The sequence below is a fragment of the Carnobacterium sp. genome (genome assembly GCF_040274945.1).
In the GTDB taxonomy this organism is placed as follows: domain Bacteria; phylum Bacillota; class Bacilli; order Lactobacillales; family Carnobacteriaceae; genus Carnobacterium_B.
Genome location: NZ_JBEMAR010000011.1, coordinates 1 through 23,083, shown reverse-complemented (window position 1 = coordinate 23,083; position 23,083 = coordinate 1). Strand labels below are relative to the sequence as shown.

Annotated in this window: 20 protein-coding genes and 1 other annotated feature; of the genes, 5 read left to right on the top strand and 15 right to left on the bottom strand. The window is 34.7% G+C overall.

Annotated features, from left to right (window positions below; all coding sequences use genetic code 11):
• Positions 1-152: 152 nt before the first annotated feature.
• The 8 genes from ABS916_RS11415 to ABS916_RS11380 form a co-directional block, all read right to left on the bottom strand.
• Positions 153-1,127 carry an ROK family glucokinase gene (locus ABS916_RS11415; RefSeq protein ID WP_350452017.1) on the bottom strand — a complete coding sequence of 325 codons (975 nt, stop codon included), beginning with the start codon at positions 1,125-1,127 and terminating at the stop codon, positions 153-155.
• Between the two features lie 27 nt (positions 1,128-1,154).
• Entirely contained in the window at positions 1,155-1,361 is a 207-nt protein-coding gene (locus ABS916_RS11410) for a YqgQ family protein (RefSeq protein WP_350452016.1), read from the bottom strand.
• Between the two features lie 11 nt (positions 1,362-1,372).
• Positions 1,373-2,080, bottom strand: coding sequence for a rhomboid family intramembrane serine protease (locus tag ABS916_RS11405; protein WP_350452015.1), 708 nt, complete (start codon positions 2,078-2,080; stop codon positions 1,373-1,375).
• Positions 2,081-2,291: 211 nt separating this feature from the next.
• A complete protein-coding gene (locus tag ABS916_RS11400; RefSeq protein WP_350452014.1) occupies positions 2,292-2,600 on the bottom strand; it encodes a hypothetical protein in 309 nt (102 codons plus the stop codon).
• 168 nt (positions 2,601-2,768) lie between these two features.
• On the bottom strand, positions 2,769-2,918 hold the full coding sequence (gene rpmG / locus ABS916_RS11395) for a 50S ribosomal protein L33 (protein WP_007724164.1): 150 nt from the start codon (positions 2,916-2,918) through the stop codon (positions 2,769-2,771).
• Between the two features lie 142 nt (positions 2,919-3,060).
• On the bottom strand, positions 3,061-3,573 hold the full coding sequence (locus ABS916_RS11390) for a hypothetical protein (RefSeq protein ID WP_350452013.1): 513 nt from the start codon (positions 3,571-3,573) through the stop codon (positions 3,061-3,063).
• A gap of 24 nt (positions 3,574-3,597) precedes the next feature.
• Positions 3,598-3,948 (bottom strand): hypothetical protein, encoded by a 351-nt coding sequence (locus ABS916_RS11385; protein WP_350452012.1) that lies wholly within the window; start codon positions 3,946-3,948, stop codon positions 3,598-3,600.
• A 222-nt stretch (positions 3,949-4,170) separates the two neighbouring features.
• Positions 4,171-6,291, bottom strand: a complete 2,121-nt coding sequence (locus ABS916_RS11380; protein ID WP_350452011.1) for a peptidoglycan D,D-transpeptidase FtsI family protein — start codon at positions 6,289-6,291, stop codon at positions 4,171-4,173.
• A gap of 152 nt (positions 6,292-6,443) precedes the next feature.
• On the opposite strand from ABS916_RS11380, the gene ABS916_RS11375 reads away from it, so the two are divergent.
• The gene (locus tag ABS916_RS11375) at positions 6,444-9,218 is read left to right on the top strand and encodes a YfhO family protein (RefSeq protein ID WP_350452010.1); all 2,775 of its coding nucleotides are present in this window, start codon (positions 6,444-6,446) and stop codon (positions 9,216-9,218) included.
• On the top strand, positions 9,215-9,853 hold the full coding sequence (locus tag ABS916_RS11370) for a pentapeptide repeat-containing protein (protein ID WP_350452009.1): 639 nt from the start codon (positions 9,215-9,217) through the stop codon (positions 9,851-9,853). Before ABS916_RS11375 ends, ABS916_RS11370 begins: the two co-directional genes overlap by 4 nt.
• Positions 9,854-9,984: 131 nt before the next feature.
• Here the strand turns inward: ABS916_RS11370 and ABS916_RS11365 are convergent, their stop codons facing one another.
• The gene (locus ABS916_RS11365; RefSeq protein ID WP_350452008.1) at positions 9,985-10,515 is read right to left on the bottom strand and encodes a hypothetical protein; all 531 of its coding nucleotides are present in this window, start codon (positions 10,513-10,515) and stop codon (positions 9,985-9,987) included.
• Between the two features lie 141 nt (positions 10,516-10,656).
• Positions 10,657-11,265 carry a superoxide dismutase gene (locus tag ABS916_RS11360; protein ID WP_035023270.1) on the bottom strand — a complete coding sequence of 203 codons (609 nt, stop codon included), beginning with the start codon at positions 11,263-11,265 and terminating at the stop codon, positions 10,657-10,659.
• 256 nt (positions 11,266-11,521) lie between these two features.
• Here ABS916_RS11360 and ABS916_RS11355 point away from each other — a divergent pair, with 256 nt between their 5' ends.
• Complete coding sequence (locus tag ABS916_RS11355) at positions 11,522-12,271, top strand: DUF1189 domain-containing protein (protein ID WP_350452007.1); 750 nt, start codon at positions 11,522-11,524, stop codon at positions 12,269-12,271.
• A 52-nt stretch (positions 12,272-12,323) separates the two neighbouring features.
• Here the strand turns inward: ABS916_RS11355 and ABS916_RS11350 are convergent, their stop codons facing one another.
• Positions 12,324-13,673, bottom strand: a complete 1,350-nt coding sequence (locus ABS916_RS11350) for a DEAD/DEAH box helicase (protein ID WP_350452006.1) — start codon at positions 13,671-13,673, stop codon at positions 12,324-12,326.
• 171 nt (positions 13,674-13,844) lie between these two features.
• Positions 13,845-15,857: a KUP/HAK/KT family potassium transporter gene (locus ABS916_RS11345; protein WP_350452005.1), complete on the bottom strand. Its 2,013-nt coding sequence runs from the start codon at positions 15,855-15,857 to the stop codon at positions 13,845-13,847.
• Between the two features lie 501 nt (positions 15,858-16,358).
• Between ABS916_RS11345 and zwf the strand changes: the two genes are divergently transcribed.
• On the top strand, positions 16,359-17,846 hold the full coding sequence (gene zwf / locus ABS916_RS11340) for a glucose-6-phosphate dehydrogenase (RefSeq protein WP_350452004.1): 1,488 nt from the start codon (positions 16,359-16,361) through the stop codon (positions 17,844-17,846).
• Between the two features lie 49 nt (positions 17,847-17,895).
• Here zwf and ABS916_RS11335 read toward each other — a convergent pair whose 3' ends face one another.
• From ABS916_RS11335 to argR, 3 genes are all read right to left on the bottom strand, one after another.
• Positions 17,896-18,756, bottom strand: a complete 861-nt coding sequence (locus ABS916_RS11335) for an aldo/keto reductase (protein ID WP_350452003.1) — start codon at positions 18,754-18,756, stop codon at positions 17,896-17,898.
• Between the two features lie 61 nt (positions 18,757-18,817).
• Positions 18,818-20,347: a phosphohexomutase domain-containing protein gene (locus ABS916_RS11330; RefSeq protein WP_350452002.1), complete on the bottom strand. Its 1,530-nt coding sequence runs from the start codon at positions 20,345-20,347 to the stop codon at positions 18,818-18,820.
• Between the two features lie 31 nt (positions 20,348-20,378).
• Positions 20,379-20,834 carry an arginine repressor gene (argR, locus tag ABS916_RS11325; protein ID WP_035023287.1) on the bottom strand — a complete coding sequence of 152 codons (456 nt, stop codon included), beginning with the start codon at positions 20,832-20,834 and terminating at the stop codon, positions 20,379-20,381.
• Between the two features lie 171 nt (positions 20,835-21,005).
• Positions 21,006-21,242 (top strand) — a binding site (T-box leader).
• 92 nt (positions 21,243-21,334) lie between these two features.
• Between argR and argS the strand changes: the two genes are divergently transcribed.
• Entirely contained in the window at positions 21,335-23,029 is a 1,695-nt protein-coding gene (argS, locus tag ABS916_RS11320) for an arginine--tRNA ligase (protein WP_350452001.1), read from the top strand.
• Positions 23,030-23,083: the final 54 nt, after the last annotated feature.

The window sequence follows — 23,083 nt, the reverse complement described above, 5'->3', positions numbered from 1 at the left end:
CATTACCCTTTATATAACAGCAAAAATGAATGTATCCCCATACAAAAACAATCTTCTAGCTGAATAAAAAAAGACGACTTCGGCACATTACCGAAGTCGTCTTTTTTTATTCAGCGTAACTTTACTCGTTAACAGCTAAAGGGATAATTAAATTAAAGTGTTCCATTCATATGTTCTTTGATTAACGAACTGGCTCCAACTACTCCAGCATTGTTACCTAATTCAGCTAATCTAATTTTTGTCGTTTCACGAATAGTAGGATAAGTAAATTGATCAAAATAAGATTTGATTTGATCAATTAAAAATACTCCAGCATTAGAAACGCCTCCGCCAATTACGATAGTTGATGGATTCAACGTATTTGCAACACTCGCACATGCTAAACCTAAAAAGTAAGCTACTTTTTCTACTACTCGAACAGCTAATTTGTCATTTTCTTTTGCAAGATCAAAAACATCTTTAGCTGTTATTAGTTGACCATCATCAATATTGTATTTCAATTGTGATTCTCCAGCGTAATCTTCTGAAAAATCTCTAGCTAAACGTACAACTCCTGTAGCACTTGCAACAGTCTCCAGACAACCATTCTTTCCACACGTGCAGTCGTACCCTTCTGGATCAACTGTAATATGTCCAAGTTCTCCTGCAGCACCAGCAACACCATGAATCAAACGTCCACCTGCAATAATTCCACCACCAACACCGGTTCCTAAAGTGATAAAGACAACATCTTCTTCATTTTCTCCAGCACCCTTCCAGCGTTCTCCAAGAGCCGCTACATTTGCATCATTATCGATAGCAAAAGAAATTCCTGTGCCTTCTTCGATTAATTTTTTAACTGGCTGGCTTGTTTTCCAATTCAAGTTGTACGCACCAATAACGGTTCCGGCTTTACGATCGACGGTTCCGGGAGATCCCATTCCAATTCCAATAAAGTCATTTGGAGCTAACTGATATTTTTCAAGCTGCTCATTGATCGATTCAACAATTGCTGGAATAATTCGTGAACCATTTTCTGTTGCGTCTGTTATAATACTCCATTTTTGTTGGATATCCCCTTCACTTGTTAGTATAGCAAACTTTACAGTTGTTCCACCTAAATCGATTCCAATGATTTTTTTTGTCATAATACTTCTTCCTCCACATTCAGCTTATTATTCTTTTGATTGTTCTTTTTCTTTACGATGCTCTTGTTTTAAGATCAATAAAGCGGGCAAATAGTCATCATTTTCAATCAGCCCATTTTCGTGCAATTTTTTTAATTCAACCATCATTAATTCAATATCCCACATTCGTTTTCCAATATACACATAAATACCAAAGCGTTTCAATAGTTGTTGTACATCATATAATGTTCTCACTGCTTCACTCCCTAAAGTCCAAAAAGAGGGACAGCGGTATTGAGATATCCTATATAAGCTAAGACAATAACCATCAAGAGAAACAGTCCACCATATATTAAGCGCTTATTCCTCCATGTTTTAAGTGGATTAGGCACACTAATTGCTGTCGCAAGCAAGAAACCACCTAACAAACCACCTAGATGCCCTGCCATATCAATAGAGGAACTAAATATTCCAAATACAATATTGATAATAATCAACGTACCAAAACTCTTCGCCATTTGTTGGATTGCAGGATTGTGTTTAAACGTCTGTCCAAGCATAATAGTCGCTCCAAATAAGCCGAATAAAGCTGTACTTGCACCGGCAGACAAAGCATCACTAAACGCAAAACTCGCAAGATTTCCAGCTATACCGCTAAGCAAGTAAATTCCGGCAAATCTTAAATGGCCAAACATACCTTCTAATTGTTCCCCTAAGTAGTACAGAATCACTGAATTCATTAATAAATGAATAAATCCGATATGCAAGAACATGGGTGTAATCAATCGCCACCATTCTCCTAAAACAATATACGGATTAAACTTTGCTCCATATTTTACTAATGTAGCAACATTGGTGCTTCCACCATCTACAGTCATTAAAACAAATGCTAAAATTTGAATGATCAAAAGAGCATAGGTTACGACTGGTTTTCTAAAAAAACGCTTTAATTTCATTTGGGTACTGTATTCCAAACTATCAACTCCAATCTATTACTAAATGAACCAGTTAAAAATCAGACTGATCAAATAACCTCTACTATTTATTATAGCATAAAGCTGCTTATTCTTAACAACAATACTTAAGTTCTTGCTACAAAGTTAGACATATAAAAATACTACTGAAATTTAGGTGGTCAACCAAATTTCAGTAGTATTTTGTCAATAAACACATCCTCAGATGAGTTTATTCCATATTTCCAATATCTTTGCTTAAGTTGCTGATAGCGTCTAAATTTTCTTTCGTATGATTATCTTCAGAATCCGAATTTTCTTTATTCGTATCTGTTGTTGAAGTTGAATCGGATTTAAGAACTGAAATAGTAACGATTTGTCCTGGATTTAAATAGTACGAAATGCCTTTTTCATCTTCTAATAAAACAAAACTTTCTAACAATTCTCCATCTTCATCTGTTACTTTGTTTAGCAATTGTTCAGCAGAACTATCAAAGGCCACAGTTGTTCCATTACTCAAATGTACTTCACTTTTATCCATCCTCAAAACCACCTTTTCATTTATTGGTTTCAGTATATCAAATACACATCATTGAACCTAATGCTATGCTCTTCGAATTCATTTTCTCCAAATAAAAAAAGCTGAAAGAAATTCTTTCAGCTTTATCTATATAGATCTCATTTTTTGCGAATTGAAATAACAAAAATGTTATTTTGTTTCACGATGTAAAGTTACAACACGTTCGCGCGGGCAGTATTTTTTGAATTCAACACGGTCCGGACTGTTACGTTTGTTTTTCTTTGAGATGTAATTACGTTCTTTACATTCTGTACATTCCAATGTGATGTTTACACGCATGATTTTCCCTCCAAGCATTAAACAGTATTTGAAGACATAGTTGTTGTCTTCTGACTTAAATATCATATCACTTTTTGTATAAACATGCTAGCATTTTTTTAGTGGTTGTAAAGTTTTTTTACTTTACGCCCTTTATTGCAACCTAATTATTATCCATCAATACACTAGCTAATTCATTATAATCCATCTCACTTGATACTTCGTAAGAACCCGGACGAATAAGCGCAGCATAACTATTTTCTTCTAAGAACCCATCAAAGTCAAAAGCATCTTCTATTAGTCCTTGCTCTTCTAATTGTTGACTAGCAACACTACTTGGATCCCCATCGTTGATAACGACTGTGATTTTTTTCTCACTAGGTTCAGAAGATTCTGATTCGGGGCTCTCAGCTGATTCACTTGTTGCTTCTTCTTCAACGACAGCAGATTCGCTTGTTGCTGTTTCTTTTTCTAAATCGGCAACTTCTTTATCAGCTAACAAAGCTTCATACTTTTCTTGATAGGATATTTCTTCTTTAGTTAAAACAGTTTCTTCAGTCTTCTCATTTTCAGAGGCGATAGGTTGAACATCATAAAGGAAAAGTCTATATCCTGCAAGAACAATAGCAGAAACTAAAAATCCTAATGCTAAGTAACGTAATGCCGGTTTACTCATGTTATTATTCTCCTTTGTTAGGGGTTAATTATTTTTAACATACTCATCGATAACAACTTTTACAGTTGCTTCAGATAAACGTGTTTGCATAACAATGTCTTCCACTGCCACACCTTGTGTATATAAACTGATTACATGCTTCTTCAAAACATCATGAATCTTAGCTGATGTTGGTGTTTCTGTTACTTGAATATCCAATTCTTCTTCTAAAACTGAAACACGTTTTTTCAAACTATAAATGTCTTGTAGCAATTGCAGAGACAATTCTTCAAATTCTTCTTTAATTTTCTCGCCATTATCTTTTTTATAAAATGACCAGCCAATTAATGCAACCGCAATGACTAATAAGATAATCACAATTATCCATAAGTCCATCAAATTCACCTCTTCTTTTTAATCTCAAATTCAAGTTTAACATACCTTAGTTAAAAAAAATACTTTGTAAAATAAACTTAATAATTTAACGAGTTAGCAATACATCTTGCTGAATTAGGAAAAACAGCATTTGAATTTAAAACTTATTAGGTACACCTTTGATTTTTGTAAAATAAAAAGACTTTACCAGAAAACCTAGTAAAATCTTTTTTATTTAATCTCTTATTCTTCAGTTTCTTCATCATGATCTTCAGCAATTTCTCCCGAAAGGTCTTTATAGTCGCCTACTTGGAAGTAAGCATCAAAGACTTTACGGGCAACAATTGTATTTTCGTGATTAGTATTCGTATTTGGTAAGAAAGGAACAATAACAAAAACCGCTATTTCAGGATTATCATAAGGTGCATACCCGACAAAAGTTCGGTTTGTTACACTTTCTCCTTTTCTACTTTCAACAACACCATCATAGAATGCTTCAGCAGTTCCAGTTTTACCGGCAATTGTATATTCAGCACCCGCAAAGTAACTTGTGGCTGAACCATTCGCTCCATTCGTTACTTGGTACATCCCTTGTTGCACACGACTCATTTCTTCTTTTCCAACATCAACAATGTTCAAAACTTCTGTTTCTAATTGCGTTTGAATAGCGCCCAAATTTCCATTTGCATCTGTTGATCTGATTTCATCTATTAAACGAGGCGCAATACGTTTTCCGCCATTGGCAATCGTTGAAACATATTGCATCATTTGGATTGGAGTATACGTATCATACTGCCCAAATGCAAATGTTAAGGCCAAACCTGGATTGTCTGCGGTTCCTATGAATCCAGATCCCTCACCTGGCAAGTCAATTCCCGTTTTTATACCTAATCCAAACTGAGCATAATAACTTCTCAATTTTTTTATGACTGCTCTGTAGTCAATATCTAACGCCATATTTCTATAGTAATCGTACTCTCCACCCATTCGTAAGGCAATTTTTGACATATAGACATTGGATGAGCGTTCTAATGCTGTAATATCATTTACTGCTACACTTCCTGAACGATTAAAAACTGAACTAATAGTGTTACTCCCTTTAATCATTAAAGGTTCATCAATCATCGTGTTATCTGCCAGCGTAATAGCTCCATCCATATATCCAGCTAATACTGTTGCTGGTTTGACTACGGAACCCATTTGGAAACTCGAATTAATGATATCCAACGTATAATCTTCAATTTCGCCGGTTTTTGGATTCCGTTTTTGACCGGTCATCGCTAAAATTTCACCATTGTTTGGATCAGCTGCCACAACATATATACTGTCATTCAGCCCTTCGCTTTCAGTAGCTACTGATTGCTTAGCAATATCTTGAACAATTTTTTGGAAATCCATGTCAGTTGTTAAAACAAGATTATCGCCTTTTTCACCCGCATAACTTTGGATTGTATTGACGATATCTCCGTTTTGATTCGATTCAGTTTCGGATTTTGATTTTGATCCGCTTAGCACTTCTTCATATTCCAACTCAAGGTAACTTTTCCCAACACGGTCATTACGTGCATATCCTTGGGCTAAATAAGTTGCAGCCTTGTTCTCTGGAAGACCTTCAGACTCACTTGTAACATCTCCAAGGATACTCCTAAGCATGTTCCCCTCTGGATACGTTCTGACCCAATCTGTACCGGTATCAATTCCAGGTAATGTCAAAAGATTTTCACTTACTTTTGCGATTTCGTCATTCGTCACATTTTCGCTTTTAATGTTGATTGTTGATAAAGCATAACCGCCATTCATTCGTTTAAAAATAGCTGCCGCTTCTTGTTCTTCCTCTGAAAACTGAATATCTTCATCTGTCACTTTATCTACTTGAAGTTGATAAAGTTCTGCCCCGCTTAAAGTTTCCTTTTGCTCATCGCTTATGCGTTTATTCACTTTGTCTTCATCTAGAGCAATCCAAAAATCTTTTAAGTCTCGTTTTGACAAATCAAAATCACTATCTTGTTCAAATTCTGTAACGTTCGGCATTTCGATGTACTGCGCTAAATTCATAGCGATCTTTGCCATATCTTCACTAGAAACACCTTTACCTCTAGTATAAGTAATCGCTTGAAGAGCTTCATTTCCGACTAATTTACGGTGCTGGCTATCGTAAATTTCACCTCGAGGAACGGTTCCAGTTGCCAAAGTAGTCTCAGTTCGCTGAACTTCTGTTTCAAATTCTTCACCCTTAACAATTTGCAAATAACCCAATCTAAGAATCAACATAGCAAATAGTAGAAAGACCGTGAAGAATAAAAAATTCAACCGAAAAGGAATATGCGATTTTTTCTTCTTATTATTGTTTTTAGTTGTTTTCAAAAAAGACACCTTCCTGTTCAAATTACTTGTCTCATTGTATCAAATTTGTTTTGAATTAACTACTGATTAAAGAAAACTTTAATTATTTCATCTCATTCTATGCTATTCTAGTACTTGGAAGAATTACTAGTTCGTTAATGGAGTTGAAACTGATGCAAAAAACAATGCAGACCTTTATTCAAAAACAATGGCCCTTGTTGTTAGCTTTTTTTGTTCCTTTCTTTACGATGGCACTCATTTATATTTTTCAAGGCGTTTATCCTTTTGGAAATGATTCTTTACTAACAGTCGACTTAGGACAACAATACATTGATTTTTATTCGTATTATCGCCAAACCTTTTTTGAGGATCCAACTACATTCTTTTATTCTTTTTCTAAAGCTATCGGTGGAGATATGGTAGGGTTATGGGCCTATTACTTGACCAGCCCTTTTAATTTATTATTTTTACTCTTTCCGCATACTCAGGTCACGTTAGCCGTGACTTGCTTGACTCTTTTAAAAATTAGTTTAGCAGGGTTAAGTTTTGGCTATTTATTAAAAAAGGCGTTCAACGGAACTGGTTTTATCTTAGCTGCCTTTTCAATTAGTTACGCTTTAATGGGGTACACGATTGTTAATCAATTAAACATTATGTGGCTAGACGGTCTCATATTTCTGCCGCTTATTGTCATGGGGCTTGAACAATTGATTGCTGAAAAAAAAGGATTGCTCTACTCTCTTTTTCTTGGACTGATGTTATTCGCGAATTATTACATTACTTATATGATTTGCCTCTTTCTAGTTTGTTATTTCATTTTTCGTTTGACCGGTGTTTCTTATCCAAATGGAACTCGATGGAAAATCAAATTTACAGACACGCTTACTTCGATTGGACTATTCATTTGGCATTCTCTATTAGGAGCAGGATTAGCAGGGATTTTACTGCTGCCTACTTTCCACTCTCTTATGGAAAGTAAAGCCAGCTACACTAAATTTGAATTTGACTGGGAATTAGCCTACCCGTTTCCAGAAATGGTATCCAAATTATTTATTGGCGCTTTTAATTTTGATCAAATGCCTTCTGGTTATCCTAATTTATTTATTGGCAGCTTAGCACTTGTCTCATTTTTTTGTTACTTCTTTAACCATTATTTTTCAAAAAAAGAGCGATTGACCGCCTTAGTATTGATGATTCTATTTGTTGTTTCTATGAATTTAGAAGCTTTCAATAAAATCTGGCATGCTATGCAATATCCTATCTGGTACCCTTACCGCTTTTCGTTTGTGGTTTGCTTCTTTATGTTAATTAATGGATTTAGAAGTTTTATGCATTACGAAGGCATGCGACCGATTAGTACACTTGTCAGCATGCTATTAACAGCTTTAGTAAGCTTTTACGTTTACACTGGGGAATTTGATTTTATTTATACAGAACAAATTATTTTAACCGTTCTTTTTACCTTTATGGTGATTTTTTTATTTATTATCAAACCCCAACAATACAATTGGCTGCCTGTTGCACTCTTTCTTCTTACCGCAGTAGAAATGGGTGTAAATGCTCAAATTGATTTATCCCGTTTGAGCTATGTCGATCAAGATAGCTTTACGGTTTACCAAACCGGGCTGGATAACAGTGTTGATGCCATTCAAGATATGGATGATAATTTTTATCGAGTCGAAAAAACGTTTTTACGAACAAAAAATGATAGTTTTCAAGCTGACTACCCGAGCGTAACTCATTTCAGTTCAACTTTTGAGCGAACAATACCTGCATTATTTGGTAGTCTCGGTTTTCCTGTAGGAGATGGTTTTCTTGCTTACTCTAACGGAACGTTGGTGACCGACGCTTTATTTAATATTCAGTATTACATGAGCGAAAAAAATAATCTTTATCTTGCAGAAACCAACCAATCGTCGGGCGTAAAAAGTATTCGATTAAAAGATTCTTTTAATCGGACGCAACAAGCACCATCATTAATAGATTCTTTACTAATCCCTTCTGTTTCAGATGTCAAAAAAGAGGAATTTGAACTAAATGCCATGCAGACAAAACCTGATTTACGCTCTTATACACAAATTGGCGAAACGGATAAGACGTTTATTTACGAAAATCCCAATGCCTTACCAATTGCTTTCGGAAGTTCTGACTCTATCCTAGACGTTTCTTTAATAGAGGATCAGCCGATTCAGTTACAAGAAGCGATTTTACAAGGTTTGACTGATAATCGAGGTACAAAGCAGTTCTTTGTGCCTAGCGATTTTGATAGTACCGTATACCAAAATGTGACCCTTTCCGATGCTCTTAACGAGAAGATTTACCGGAAACAAGTTTTGAATAACGATGCATCCGTAAGTTTTCAATTTACACCGGAAATGAATGATTCCTACTATGTAACACTTAGCCCTAATATTAAAGAAGAAGATGTTAACTTATTTTTAAATGGAGAACCGTTCACTCAATATGAGACGTACAGAGATCAATTAGTTTTAAATATTGCCAGTCAAAACAAAGGAGATACGCTTACGTTTAAAATTGAATTAGAAGAATCTACGATACGCTTAAAAGACTTTCAACTGTATCGTTTAGATTCAACTGCATTTGAGGCAGCTATCCAATCTCTAAAAGTTGGTGGCATAACCATCGAGGAATATGGCAACACATCTTTTAAAGGCACTGTAGCTATTCAACAAGACCAAGAAATCTTAATGACTACTATTCCGTATAGTGAAGGTTGGTCTGTTAAAGTTGATGGTATTCCTGTTCAAACGAAGAAAGCTTTAGACAGTTTGTTAGTTATTCCTATCACTGAAGGTAAACACGTTGTTGAACTTAATTATACGACACCCTTATTTTTTGAAGGAGCCATTTTAACGCTCATTTCGGCAATGCTACTTTTTGTTACAAATCTTTTCCTTAAAAAAAATCTTAAAGGTGGAAACCAATGAATGCATCAATAAAAATAGCTCAACCTAGAATACCTGCTAATCTAACAACTTCGCACTTTGATGAAATCGATCATGAAGCTTACTACACAAATTGTCAATTTAGAGACTGTACCCTGTCCAATAAGCAGCTAGAAAATGTCTGCTTCCAACATGTTTCTTTTGTTAATGTGACCTTTGAACATTGCCAATTTACTCGTTTTGAATGTTTAGATGTTACGTTTGAAGGATGCAACATTAGTAACAATGAATGGATTGGTGCTATTTTCCATCGTACAACTTTCAAAGATACGAAGTTTCTGGGCACCAATTTTGCTGAATCATCTATCGTTGACGCTCAGTTTGACCATTGTATCGGAAATTACAGTTCTTTCAATTATGCTTCAATGAAACAAGTTCGTTTCCAAGACTGTTCATTGGTTGAAAGTGAATTTTTTGAAGTGACTTGGAAAAAACTAGATTTTGTGAGGTGTCAATTAAATCAATTGTCTATTATGCAAACCAACCTCAACGGATTAAATTTTAGCGATTCTGAATTTGAAAACTTATCTGTATCTATTGATTTAGTAAAAGGATGTAAACTAAATGCTGGACAAGCTCTTGTTATTGCCAATATGTTAGGTATTCAAATTGTATAATCCTAACGTGCTTCTGGTCAAACGTTCCTTTTGGTTAATGCATTCTAGTAAATACTAACGGACGATTTGAAGATAAAAATAACCCTGATTTCCTTTTTAAGGACACTAGGGTTATTTTTTTAAGAGAATTTTTATCGTCTGGTGGTATCATTATTTGAATCCGGTGCAAACCATGGTTGATTATTGTATGTGCCATTATACCGTGGACTGCTGATATCGCTATTCGCTGATCCCGAGTTGATAAAATCAGATTGATGATTAAACTCTTTATTTCCTTCAGTATCTGTGATGTGTTGGCCTAACCGTTTCTTTGGATACCAATAATTCTCATCTGAATTCTCACCTAATAATAAAACATACGTTAATTCAGTCATTGCTTGGTTATAGTGGTCTTGTTCTTCTTTAATAGATAGTCCATATTTTTCTAACGAGAAAATATCATCAGTTTCTGTGTGGTGAACCAACCAAGTTGTCTTTTCTAATAAAATTGGGCGATTTTCGTAAAGTGGAACAGCCATTTGGAATTCATGTAAAATAGCTTCTCTGTCTTTATTTGTAACGAGTGTCATTTGGTTGATGGCTTGTCCCTCAACTAAAAGTTTGTTTATTTTTTCTATCAATGATTCTATAGACGGATAAACACCGATGAACCGTTTACTCATTTCACCACTCCTCACTGATTAAGGTACTCCTATTTGTACACCTTAATTTTACCACAAAAGAGAACGGTTACAAAACTTCGCAAGGTAAGATTATTCAAAAAAAGACAAACACATGAGTGCTTGTCTTTTTAAATTAAAAATTTATTTAGCTGCTTCGTAACGTTTTGCTACTTCATTCCAGTTAACAACATTCCATACTGCTTTTAAATAAGCAGGGCGTTTGTTTTGGTAGTTTAAGTAGTATGCATGTTCCCAAACATCTACTCCGAAAAGTGGTGTTTTTCCATCTGTTAATGGAGAATCTTGATTAGCTGTTGAAGTTACTTCTAATTTACCATTGTTAAGAACTAACCATGCCCAACCTGAACCAAATTGGCCAGCTCCAGCAGTTTCAATTGCTTCTTTGAATTTATCAAAACTTCCAAAAGTTGCTTCAATATCTTCTTTCAACGCTCCAGTTGGTTCTCCGCCACCATTTGGTGAAAGAATTTCCCAGAAGAAGCTGTGGTTAGCATGTCCGCCACCATTATTACGGATAGCTGTACGGATTTCTTCAGGAACAGAATTTAAATCTGCTACTAATTCTTCAATTGATTTTTCAGCTAACTCTGGGTATTTTTCAAGAGCAGCATTTGTTTTTTCAACGTATGTTGCATGATGCTTATCATGATGAAACTCCATAGTTGCTTGATCGATATGTGGTTCTAATGCATCATATGCATAAGGTAAGTTTGGTAATTCGTATGTCATAATCAATTCCTCCAATTATCTTTTTTTAGGCTTTCCCTAATAAATGTAACACCTTTCAATAAAAAACACAAAGTATTCAGGTAGTTATTTTTAGAAAAAATAACACAATTACTTTTTAGTACCTATAGCCTATTGAGTTTATTAAATTTAACCGCTACAATAAATTTAAGCACTATTAGTATGTAATAGAAAATTCATTCGTTTTATCAAGTCAGGAGAGATTATTATTCAATTCATAACTTTAATTAAAGATTCATTGATTCATCCAGAAAAGCTAGCACAAGCACTCACATTGAAAAAGGGAAAAGTAGTTCTTTATTTTTTATTTATCGCTTTCATCGCAACTATTCCAATTTGGATACAAAGCAATCAAATAATCAATAATTTTAGTCGAGATGGCCAAATTATTGCAGAAAGTATTCCATCTTTTACTATAGAAAATGATCAACTCGTTACATCGGAACCTGTAAAAAGTTATATTTATCAAACGAATTCGATTATTTTCACCTTTGACCCAAATGGAGAAAGAACCATTGAAGATGTAGAACAAGATTTAGTTGCAAACTTATTAGGAATTGCCTTTTTAGAAGAGAGTCTTTATTTTGTTCTTCCAGATTACCCTATTCAACTGCCATACACTCAGCTAAACGGCTTAACAAGCGAAACCTTTATTGACCTTATTTTAAATGTTCAGGCATTTGGTATTAACTTGCCACTTATTACATTTATTCTTGTGTGGTTATCTACTCTTTTTATTACATTTTTGTATACTTTACTATATACGTTATTTGCGAATATTCTCTCTATTCTTACTGGAAGAAAGTTGAAATTTGGTGACAACTGGAAAATCGTCTTGGTTGCTTCTACGTTGCCAACGCTATTCATGGCACTATTAAATAGTGTTAATTTAATGCCTGCTTTTCAACTGGAAATCAAGACACTTGTAACTTTATTCATCTATTATTTAGCCATTCGAGTACTACCTAAAACGAAACGTCTGCCTTAAAAAAAGATATTAAAAAGGAGCTGAGAATGATTCTCAACTCCTTTTTTTGCAATTATTTTTTCTTGTTTGCTTTTTTAATAGCATTAGCTTGGCTACGGCGTTCAACACGACGCTGCTTCAAGCCACTCTCTTTAATGGCACGAGACATTTTTTTCTTGTATCCTGGTTTAACTTTTTTCTTTGTCTGACTTATCATACTCTTCAATTTAGGATCAATTTTATCAGTAGCCGTATTTTCACGAGTTGTGCGACGCTTACGATCATACGTATCTACTATTTCACCTTTTTGAATTATTTTTGGTTCAAAAGGAATCCCTAATTTTTCAATGTCTATGATTAAACTTTCATCGCTTGGAGCATACAAAGTGATGGCAGTTCCTTTAAGATTGTTTCTTCCAGTTCTACCAACACGGTGAATAAAGAAGCTAAGGTCTCTTGGAATCTCAGCATTGATTACATGTGAAACACCTTCAATATCAATACCACGTGCAGCTAAATCAGTTGCAACAACAAATTGATATTCAAGATTTTGTACTTGTTTCATTACACGTTTTCTTTCACGTGGGGGAATATCTCCATGAATCTTAGCTACTTTGATCCCTCTGGATTTAAGACCATCCGCTAATTCATCAACTTTAGTTTTCGTATTTGCAAAAATCATGACCAAATACGGTTGTCCAATTGTCAATAATTCATAAATAACATCAATTCTGTCTTTCCCTTTTGTAGAAATAAGCCAATTTTCAATCGTTGGCGAAATAATTTCTTTAGGCTGAATTTGTTCAAATAATGGATTAGACATATACTTTTTCAAAAACGGTTGCAATTTAATTGGGATAGTTGCTGAGAAGACAAGCATTTGCAACTTTTCTGGTAACTTACTTGCGATTTGGTCAACATCTGTTAAGAATCCCATATCTAGGGTCATATCTGCTTCGTCAATAACCAAGACTGGAGACGTATAAATCAATAATGCTTTTTCAGATACTAAATCTAAAATTCTACCAGGTGTTCCAATTACAACATGTGGTTGAACTCCAGCTAATTTAGTCATTTGTCGTTTTTTATCTGTTCCACCTACAAAATTTTGTACAATAATTTTAGTAGGAGCTTTTTCAACTAATTGAAGTGCTGCTTGATAAATTTGTTCTGCTAATTCTCTACTAGGAGAAGTGATCACCACTTGCACTTCTTTGCGTGATGGATCAATTTTGTTTAGTAATGGAAGTAAAAATGTATGAGTTTTTCCTGAACCCGTTTGTGATTGACCAATAACACTTTTCCCACTTTTAATAGCTGGTATAAGCTTTTCTTGTACTTCAGTTGGTTTTGTAAAACCAATTTCATTTATTGCGTCAATTAAAAAGGGTTGTAACCCAAACTTTTCAAAGGTATGTTCCATTTTATCGCCTCATTTCTCTTGATACTCTTTTGCATCTTTTGTATTATACCATAAAAGTGAAGTATTCGTTACTTAAATATATTTTGCTTTCAAAATTATCTTTTCTATGCAAACAAAAAGCCTTGGTAGAATGTTACTTTCTTCCACAGGCTTCTTTGTTTGAATGCTTCTTTATATTTTTGTAGTTACACGTTTCAATTTGGTCTTTTTACGATTTCCAAGCAATAATGGAACGTGTTCAATTTTTACATCTGTGTATTCAAGTCCAAACCATTTTATTGGAGAAACGGAAACTTTTTTTATTGCTAGCTTGACTGACATAATAAAGTGACCTTTGCGAGATAGTTCAGAATCTACAGAAAGTTCTTCGCGAACCAGCACAAAACAAAAATCGCCAATATCTTGATTAAAATTATTCGTAGCCCAATGTTGGGGTTGTTTCTCAATTGTACCATCAGCCATAAGATCTATGACGATTTGTCTCAAATAGGTACTCACTTGTTGTGGAACTCTAAAACCAAGCCGCAATTGAACTTTAACAATAAAGTCTGTCTCAAATGTTTCTACAGTATACTCCATTGTTCTAGGTTCATCTGTTACAAGAACATTTACAAACCAATAAACAGCTGCTCGTTTTGGTTGCTTATCAAATATCGAATAAATGATCTCATTATCAATCATCCCCTCAGTTTCTTTACTCGTAAGGTAAACAAGATTAGTAGCATAATAGGGTATTGACTCTTCCGCTTTAAGTTTACTTAATTGATTTTTGTAATCTAAGAGACTCACTTCTCTTACAATATTTTGTTCAATTTGATTTGCCTTGTGCCATATAACCATAACCATTAAAATAGTCGCTGCGATAATGATGGTTACAAATCCGCCATGGAAAAATTTTGAAATACTTGAAATGAAAAATAGGATTTCAAGTACACCGAAGAAAATAATCATCATACCTGCTAATACTTTAGGAACTTTTTTAACAATTAAGTAATTAAACAACAGAATAGTCGTCATTAACATTGTAATGGTAATGGCTAGTCCATATGCTGCTTCCATGTGCTCTGAGTTTCTGAAATATAAAACGACTCCTAAACAAGATAACCATAAAATCGTATTGACAACTGGAATATACAATTGACCTTTAGAACTTGATGGATAAATGGTTTTCAAACGGGGCAATAACTTTAGTTTTATGGCTTCAGAAACCAATGTATAGGATCCTGATATTAACGCTTGTGAAGCGATAATAGCTGCTAAAGTTGCCGCAGCTACCCCTATCATCCTAAACCAATCGGGCATTATTTCAAAAAAAGGATTAAAACCTTTTATCGCTTGCAGTTGTTCATTATCCCTTACATCTAAAAGCCAAGCCCCTTGTCCTAAATAGCTTAGCAACAAACAAATTTTAACATATGGCCAAGTTAAATAAATATTTTTTCGACCCACATGTCCTAAATCAGAATACAAAGCTTCCGCTCCAGTAGTTGCTAGGAAAACACTGCCCAATATTAAGAACCCAGCTTTATTATTTTCGCTAAACAAAAATTTAATACCGTATACAGGCGAAAGTGAGCGGAAAATATCAAAATTCCCTAATACATTCACTAATCCAATTGTTCCAATCATAAAAAACCACAGGAACATTAACGGACCAAAAAATTTACCGATTAATTCCGTTCCAAATCGCTGAATTAAGAATAAGAAAGTAATGATAACGAGCGTGATCATAATCACTGTTTGTTGTCCAGTTCCAAAAAACGAAACATAAGCTGGAATCGTCCTTAGTCCTTCAATAGCTGTCGTAACGGTAACTGCAGGCGTTAATATCCCATCGGCTAAGAGAGCTGCCCCTCCTATGATGGCTGGTACAATTAGCCAACTAGCTTTTTTTCTAATTAAAGCATAAAGCGAAAAAATACCGCCTTCTCCATGATTGTCAGCTCTTAGAGCAATCATGACATATTTAATTGTTGTCAATAACGTAAGTGTCCAAAATACTAAAGATAACGCTCCATAAATAAATTCATCTGTAACGGAAACTAGCCCTCCATTGCCTTCTATTAAAGCTTTCATAACGTATAACGGAGAGGTCCCGATATCTCCGTAGACAACTCCTAATGTTACTAACAATCCTGAAATAGATAAGTTCTTTTTTTGTTTAGTGGTTAATTTATTTTCCATTTTTCTGTTCCGTTCCTTCCGTATCCATATGTATGATTTATAACAGTACAAAAAAGCAAGACCTATACGTAATCTTATGAATTACGCATAGGTCTTGCTTTTTAAGTTTAAACCAGTGTTTTATTAACACAGACTAGTTGATTTAAACACATAATATATGTTAGCTACTCCCCTATTTGATAGGTTTATTTAATTGTATGATTTGATTAACATCCTTTATTATAATAATTTTCAAGCCAGTGTCAACAACATAATTTAGTGCAAGAATATCCATTATTATTGAACTAAATTAAGAAAAAATTTTGCCGTTTTTAAACCAGCAATTCGTCATTCTTTGTGTACTATTGTATACTATTATTTGGACAGACTAAAAATGTGTAATAAGAGCTCTTACTTTTTAAAAGAAAGAATCAACGAATGATTGATTCTAAAAGCAGAAACCAGTACAATAGTTTTAGAAAAGATGAACGTCTTTGTTCTAGAAGAGGGGTATAAAGATAGATGACAACTGAACAGAATGTTTTATTTACAATCTTTGGAGGAACCGGAGATTTAGCAAAGAGAAAATTGTATCCATCTCTTTATCGCTTATATAAAAAAGGATTTTTGAAAGAACATTTTGCTGTAATTGGAACTGCTAGAAGAGAATGGACGAATGACTATTATCGAGAAATTATTAAGGAAACGATAAGTGACCTAGTTATTTCAGAAGAAGTTGCAACTGAATTTGCCAGCCACTTCTACTACCAATCACACAATGTTAATGATGCAGAACATTATGTTAACTTAAAAAAATTAGCAGAAGAATTAGATGACCGCTACCAAATCAATGGCAATCGTCTATTTTATTTAGCTATGTCGCCTAATTTTTTTGGCACGATCACTCAACAATTAAATCAACAAGGTTTAGTATCGGATAATGGCTTTAATCGTTTGATTATTGAAAAACCATTTGGCCATGATTATGAGAGTGCCGCTATTTTAAACGAACAACTCCGAGAAGTATTTGATGAAAATCAAATTTTCCGTATAGATCATTATCTTGGCAAAGAAATGGTACAAAATATCTCTACTGTACGCTTTGCAAATAACATGATTGAATCTATGTGGAATAATCGCTACATCGATAATATTCAAATCACGTTAAGCGAATCTTTAGGCGTTGAAGAACGTGGCGGTTATTATGACAAAAGCGGTGCTTTAAGAGATATGGTACAGAATCATATTTTGCAAATTGTCTCTCTTCTGGCAATGGAGCCCCCTGCAAAACTTACAGACATAGACATTCGCAATGAAAAAATTAAAGCTTTACGAGCTGTTCGCCTTTTCAATCCTGAGGAAGTGAAAGAAAATTTTGTTCGCGCCCAATATGATGTTGGCATTAACAACGATAGTTTATTGAATAAATACCAAAATGAACTAAACGTTGCAGAAGATTCTCAAACAGAAACATTTGTTGCAGGTAAAGTTCTGATCGATACATTCCGTTGGAAAGGTGTTCCCTTCTATATTCGAACGGGTAAACGAATGGCCGAAAAAGGCACACAAATCAATGTTGTCTTTAAAAATGTTCCTTTAAACTTATTTAGTGAAAATATTGAAGAAGAATTGCCACCAAATGTATTGACCATTTTTATTCAACCAACTGAAGGATTCTCACTTCAATTAAATACAAAAAAAGCTGGCATTGGTTTAGAAACAGAAACGTTTAATCTTAAACACAAGCATTCAGCTGAAACAGTTGCAAATAGCCCTGAAGCTTATGAAAAGTTGATTTTTGACTGTTTAAATGGTGATGCAACAAACTTTACGCATTGGGATGAAGTAGCTTCTTCTTGGAAATTCGTTGATGTTATTCGTAAAGAATGGGATCAAGATAAGACGGACCTTCCAAGTTACCCAAGCGGTTCTATGGGTCCGACAGAAAGTGATGCCCTATTAGCAAAAGACGGCTTTAGCTGGCATTGGAACCCTATTGCATCTGAATAAATAAAAAAATAGACGTAAGCAGATTCTGCTTGCGTCTATTTTTTTGTTTTTATACTGGTCTAATGGAAGTTTCTAATAATCTTTCCTGATCATCAGGATCACTGCCATATCTTATTCCAGTTTCTAATGAATTAATTTGTTCTATCTCTTCTGTTGTTAAAGAAAAGTTAAATACATCGCTATTTTCTAAAATACGATTTTCATGAACTGATTTTGGAATAACAACTTCTCCTCGTTCTAAATGCCAACGGATAATCACTTGTGCAGGAGTCTTGAAATACTTTTGACCGATTTCCATTAGAATTGGATGGTTTAGTAAGTCAGATTTTCCTTGGCCTAAAGGACCCCATGCTTCATGAATGATACCATTTGCCTTCATGTATTCATGCAATTCATTTTGCGGGAATTCAGGATGTGTTTCTATTTGGTTGATCATTGGTTGCATCAATCCTTGATTTTTAAGTTCTTCAAGGTGGTGGATTTGGAAGTTAGACACTCCAATTGCTTTGACTTTTCCTTCTTCATACAATTCAACAATAGCTTTCCAGGTTTCAACATATTTTGGAGCAGCCCAGTGAATCAAATACAAATCTAAGTAATCTGTGTTTAAACGATCTAAACTTTCTTGGAATGCTACTTTTGTTTGTTCATAACCTTGATCGTAATTCCATACTTTAGAAGTAATAAAGACTTCTTCTCTGTTGATTCCAGCTTCTTTTAATCCACGAGCTAAATATTCTTCATTGCCGTAAATTTTAGCTGTATCAAAATGACGGTAGCCTACTTCAACTGCATATTTAACAGCGTCCACTAATTCAGCTTCATTTTTCATTAAAAATAACCCTAAACCTAATTTAGGAATTTTAACTCCATTGTATAATTCAATACTTTCTACTAACGGTTCACCCATTTACTACACTTCCTTCGCTATCATTTTAACATTAATAAGTTTAAACCATTTTGACTGGTATTTACAAGCGAGACGAATCTAAATCAACTTGTTCATAAAAAAAGTCTTTTATTGTTTCTCTTAACTTTTTAATGGATCCAGCTTGATCGCTCTCAAAATTCAAAACCAGTAAAGGTTCGTGCAAGCTCATACGCAACAACATCCATCCAGCACCATACTGTCCAGAGGTATTTACGCGTACACCTTCTAAATTGGCAGGTTCAATTGACAGATCGGTTTCGTTCTCAATAAAACGACTGAAATCTTCCATAACTTTTTTACCAGTCGCTTGGATATCTTCTGGCAAAATTTTAAACCGTACTTCATCCGTTTCAACGGGTTGTTTTAAAGTTGTAATCAAATCGGAAAAGTCTTTTCCTTCTTTTTTCAAATTCGCATCGGCCATTAATATTTTTGCAACTAAGTATGCACCATCATCTAGAAAATAGTTTTCTTGAAGTGCTGCGTGTCCGCTTGTCTCAATAGCCAAACTAGTTTGTACGCCTTCTTTATTCAACTGAATCGCACGATTGATTACATTCCGGTATCCTGTAATGTAACGGTCTTGCTTGCCCCCAAGAGACGTAATAAACGTTTTTAGGTGTTCTGAAGTAGCTGAACTTGTCACAATTGTCGTATTTGGATTTTCTTTTATTAAAATAGCTGAAATAACAGCAATTAAATTGTTTCGATTCAGCGTGTCCCCTTTACGGTCTACTAAGGCTGAACGATCTACGTCTGTATCAAAAATAACACCCATATCTGCTTCATGTTGCAAAACAGCTTTTTGAATACTCTTCATCGCTTCTTTATTATCAGGATTTGGAATATGATTAGGAAAATGTCCATCTGGATCTAAATATTGGCTGCCACTGATATCAGCACCTAATGGAACTAATACTTTTTCAGCAAAAAAACCTCCAGCTCCATTTCCTGCATCCACAACAATGTGGCGACCAGTTAACGGTTTTTCATACATGTCTTTATCATTGATTCCAATTCGAACTTTATTTACCAAATCTTTCGCATAATCATTCAGCAAGGGAGCCTTTGAAACTTTTCCTTGGTTGTTTTCCCAAGTAACATTCTCCCAGTCTGACTGTTGCAGAATAAAGTCGATATCTTCGTGCTCCGCACCACCATCTTTTGTGAAAAATTTCAATCCATTGTACTCAAATGGCAAATGACTAGCCGTTATCATAACGGCACCATCACATTTGTATGAATCAAATTGTGTAGACATAAACATTGCAGGTGTGGTAGAAAGTCCTACATCTACAACATCTATTCCTGCGTTAGTCAGCCCTTCTATGAAGACTGCTTTGATCCGGTCAGCTGACAATCGGCTGTCATGACCTACAGAAACGGTCACTGGCTTTTTTTCATCCTCTACGGCTAATTGCTTTACTTCTTTTAGCCATACAGCATACCCATAAGCAATTTTTTCAATTCTTTCATCTGTTAAGGTTATATCATGGTCTGACGTTTTTATGGCTATCCCACGAATGTCAGATCCATTTTGTAAAGAAGCTAAATTAAATTCAGACTTCATGATCGATTCACTCCCTATGACATTTTAAAGATCACGCTTCGACCCATCTTTTTAAATACTCATGCATTTTTTTAGCATCTTCTTCATCTTTTGAAATAATTAAACAAGTGTCGTTGCCGCCTACAGTACCAACCATTTCTGGAAAATCAATGGCATCTAACAATGCAGCCACCACATGCGCATTACCCGGTATAGTCATCAATACATTCGTAAACTGTACTTGAGTCAATCGAATCACAACATCTCCTAATGTAGATTGTAGCTTTTCTTCATTAGACATTCGATTGTTTTGGAATATCGTATACTTAACGTTACCATTGGATGACGTTGTTTTTACTAAATGCATTTCTTTGATATCTCTTGAAATGGTTGCTTGTGTAGCCTCAACCCCTTCTTGTTTGAGATAATGCAACAACTCTTCTTGTGTAGCAATGTCGTGATTTGTGATAATTTGTTTGATTGCTAATTGTCGATTTGATTTTTTCATACTGCAAGGCCTCCTTCTAATTTAACGATTCTTCTTTTGTAGTATACCAAACAATTGTTGTATACGCTTATATTTTACGATATTTTTACAAAAAGGTGAATAAAAATTCTATTCTTTAAAAAGATTGGTATTCTCTTACACAATTTGCTATAATAAATAAAGTTCGACTATATCTACTCTATGATGAAGAGAGTACTGTTAAGAAACATTTCAAGCGAGTTGGGACGGTGTAAGCCAATAGTGTAAACTTTCAGGAACCGCACTTCGGAGAGAATAAAGCTGGTTTAAAATACAGTTCGCCTGTATCCATCAGCTCATTCGGTTTTGTTTGCCGTTATCTAAAAACAAGTGGTTTCGTCATTAGACGAAGCAACAAGAGTGGTACCGCGGGAAAACCTCGTCTCTTTTTTGATTAGCATAGAATCAAAAATGGGCGTTTTTTTTATGTCTAAAATACTAAATTCTGATCGTCAAAAGGCGTTCATCTAGGAGGAAAAAAAATGGATTATAAATTAGGTGTTGCTCAGGCTTTAAAGGAGCAAATTGGTGATGCATTACCAATTGAAAATATTGTCAGTTTATTAGAAAATCCGAAATCTGCAGAACATGGTGATATTGCGTTCCCTGCCTTTGCTTTAGCAAAAGCTTTTCGTAAGGCACCTCAACAAATTGCAACTGAATTAGGGGAAACGGTTCATTCACCTATCGTTGAAAAAATTGAGGTTGTTGGACCTTATCTAAACTTCTTTTTAAACAAAAAGGAAGTTAGTGCTGCTGTATTAAAAGAAATTCTAGAAAAAGGCCCTCACTATGGAGATGCTGATATTGGTGGAAACAGAAATGTTCCTATTGATATGTCATCACCCAATATTGCCAAACCTATTTCAATGGGTCACTTACGCTCAACTGTAATCGGAAATGCGTTAGCAAATATCCTAACAAAAGTAGGCTTTAATCCCATAAAAATCAATCACCTTGGTGACTGGGGAACTCAATTTGGGAAATTGATCGTTGGTTATAAACTTTGGGGCAGCAAAGAAGCTGTGAAAAAAGATCCGATTGTCGAACTTTTACGCTTATATGTAAAATTCCATGAAGAAGCAGAAGAAAGACCTGAATTAGATGACGAAGCACGTGAATGGTTCAAAAAATTAGAAGATGGCGATCAAGAAGCTCAACAACTATGGAAATGGTTCCGTGAAGAGTCTCTTAAAGAATTTAACCATGTCTACGAACGCCTAGATATAACGTTTGATTCTTTTGATGGCGAAGCTTTTTATAACGACAAAATGCAAGAAGTTATGGACTTACTCGAAGAAAAAAATGTTTTAACCGTGAATGACGGTGCTACTATCGTTGATTTAGAAAAATACAACTTAAATCCAGCATTGATCAAAAAATCTGATGGCGCAACATTGTACATCACGCGTGATTTAGCTGCAGCCATTTATCGTAAACGTACGTATGATTTTGCAATGTCTTTATATGCTGTCGGTAATGAACAAAGCAACCACTTTAAACAGTTAAAAGCTGTGTTAAAAGAAATGGGTTATGACTGGGCGGATGATATGCACCACATTCCATTCGGTTTGATCACACAAGGCGGTAAAAAATTATCTACTCGTAAAGGAAAAATCGTTTTACTTGAAGAAGTTTTAGATGACGCTGTTGCTTCTGCACTTGAACAAATTGAAGAAAAAAATACAGATTTGCCAAATAAAGAAATCATTGCTGACCAAGTTGGTATTGGTGCTGTTGTCTTCCATGATTTAAAAAATGATCGTTTAAATAATTTTGACTTTACTATCGAAGAAGTTGTTCGTTTTGAAGGAGAAACAGGTCCTTACGTTCAATACACAAGAGCTCGTGCAATGAGCATCTTAAGAAAGTCAGGGATTGCTGGAATCGATACAACCGTTGACTATCCTTTAGATGATGCTTATAGTTGGGAAATTATCAAATTACTGGAAAGCTACCCAGATGATGTTAAACGTGCCTATGAAAAATTCGAACCTTCTGTTATCGCTAAGCATGCTATTCATTTAGCTCAAGCCTTCAATAAATACTATGCAAACAGTAAAGTACTTGCTGACGATGCTCAAAAACCTGCTCGTTTAGCACTTGTTCAATCTGTTGCAACAATTTTAAAAGAAGATTTAAGATTATTAGGTGTTCAAGCACCCGATCAAATGTAATAAACAAGAAAAAGGGATTAAGACAAACGTCTTAATCCCTTTTTCTTGTTTATT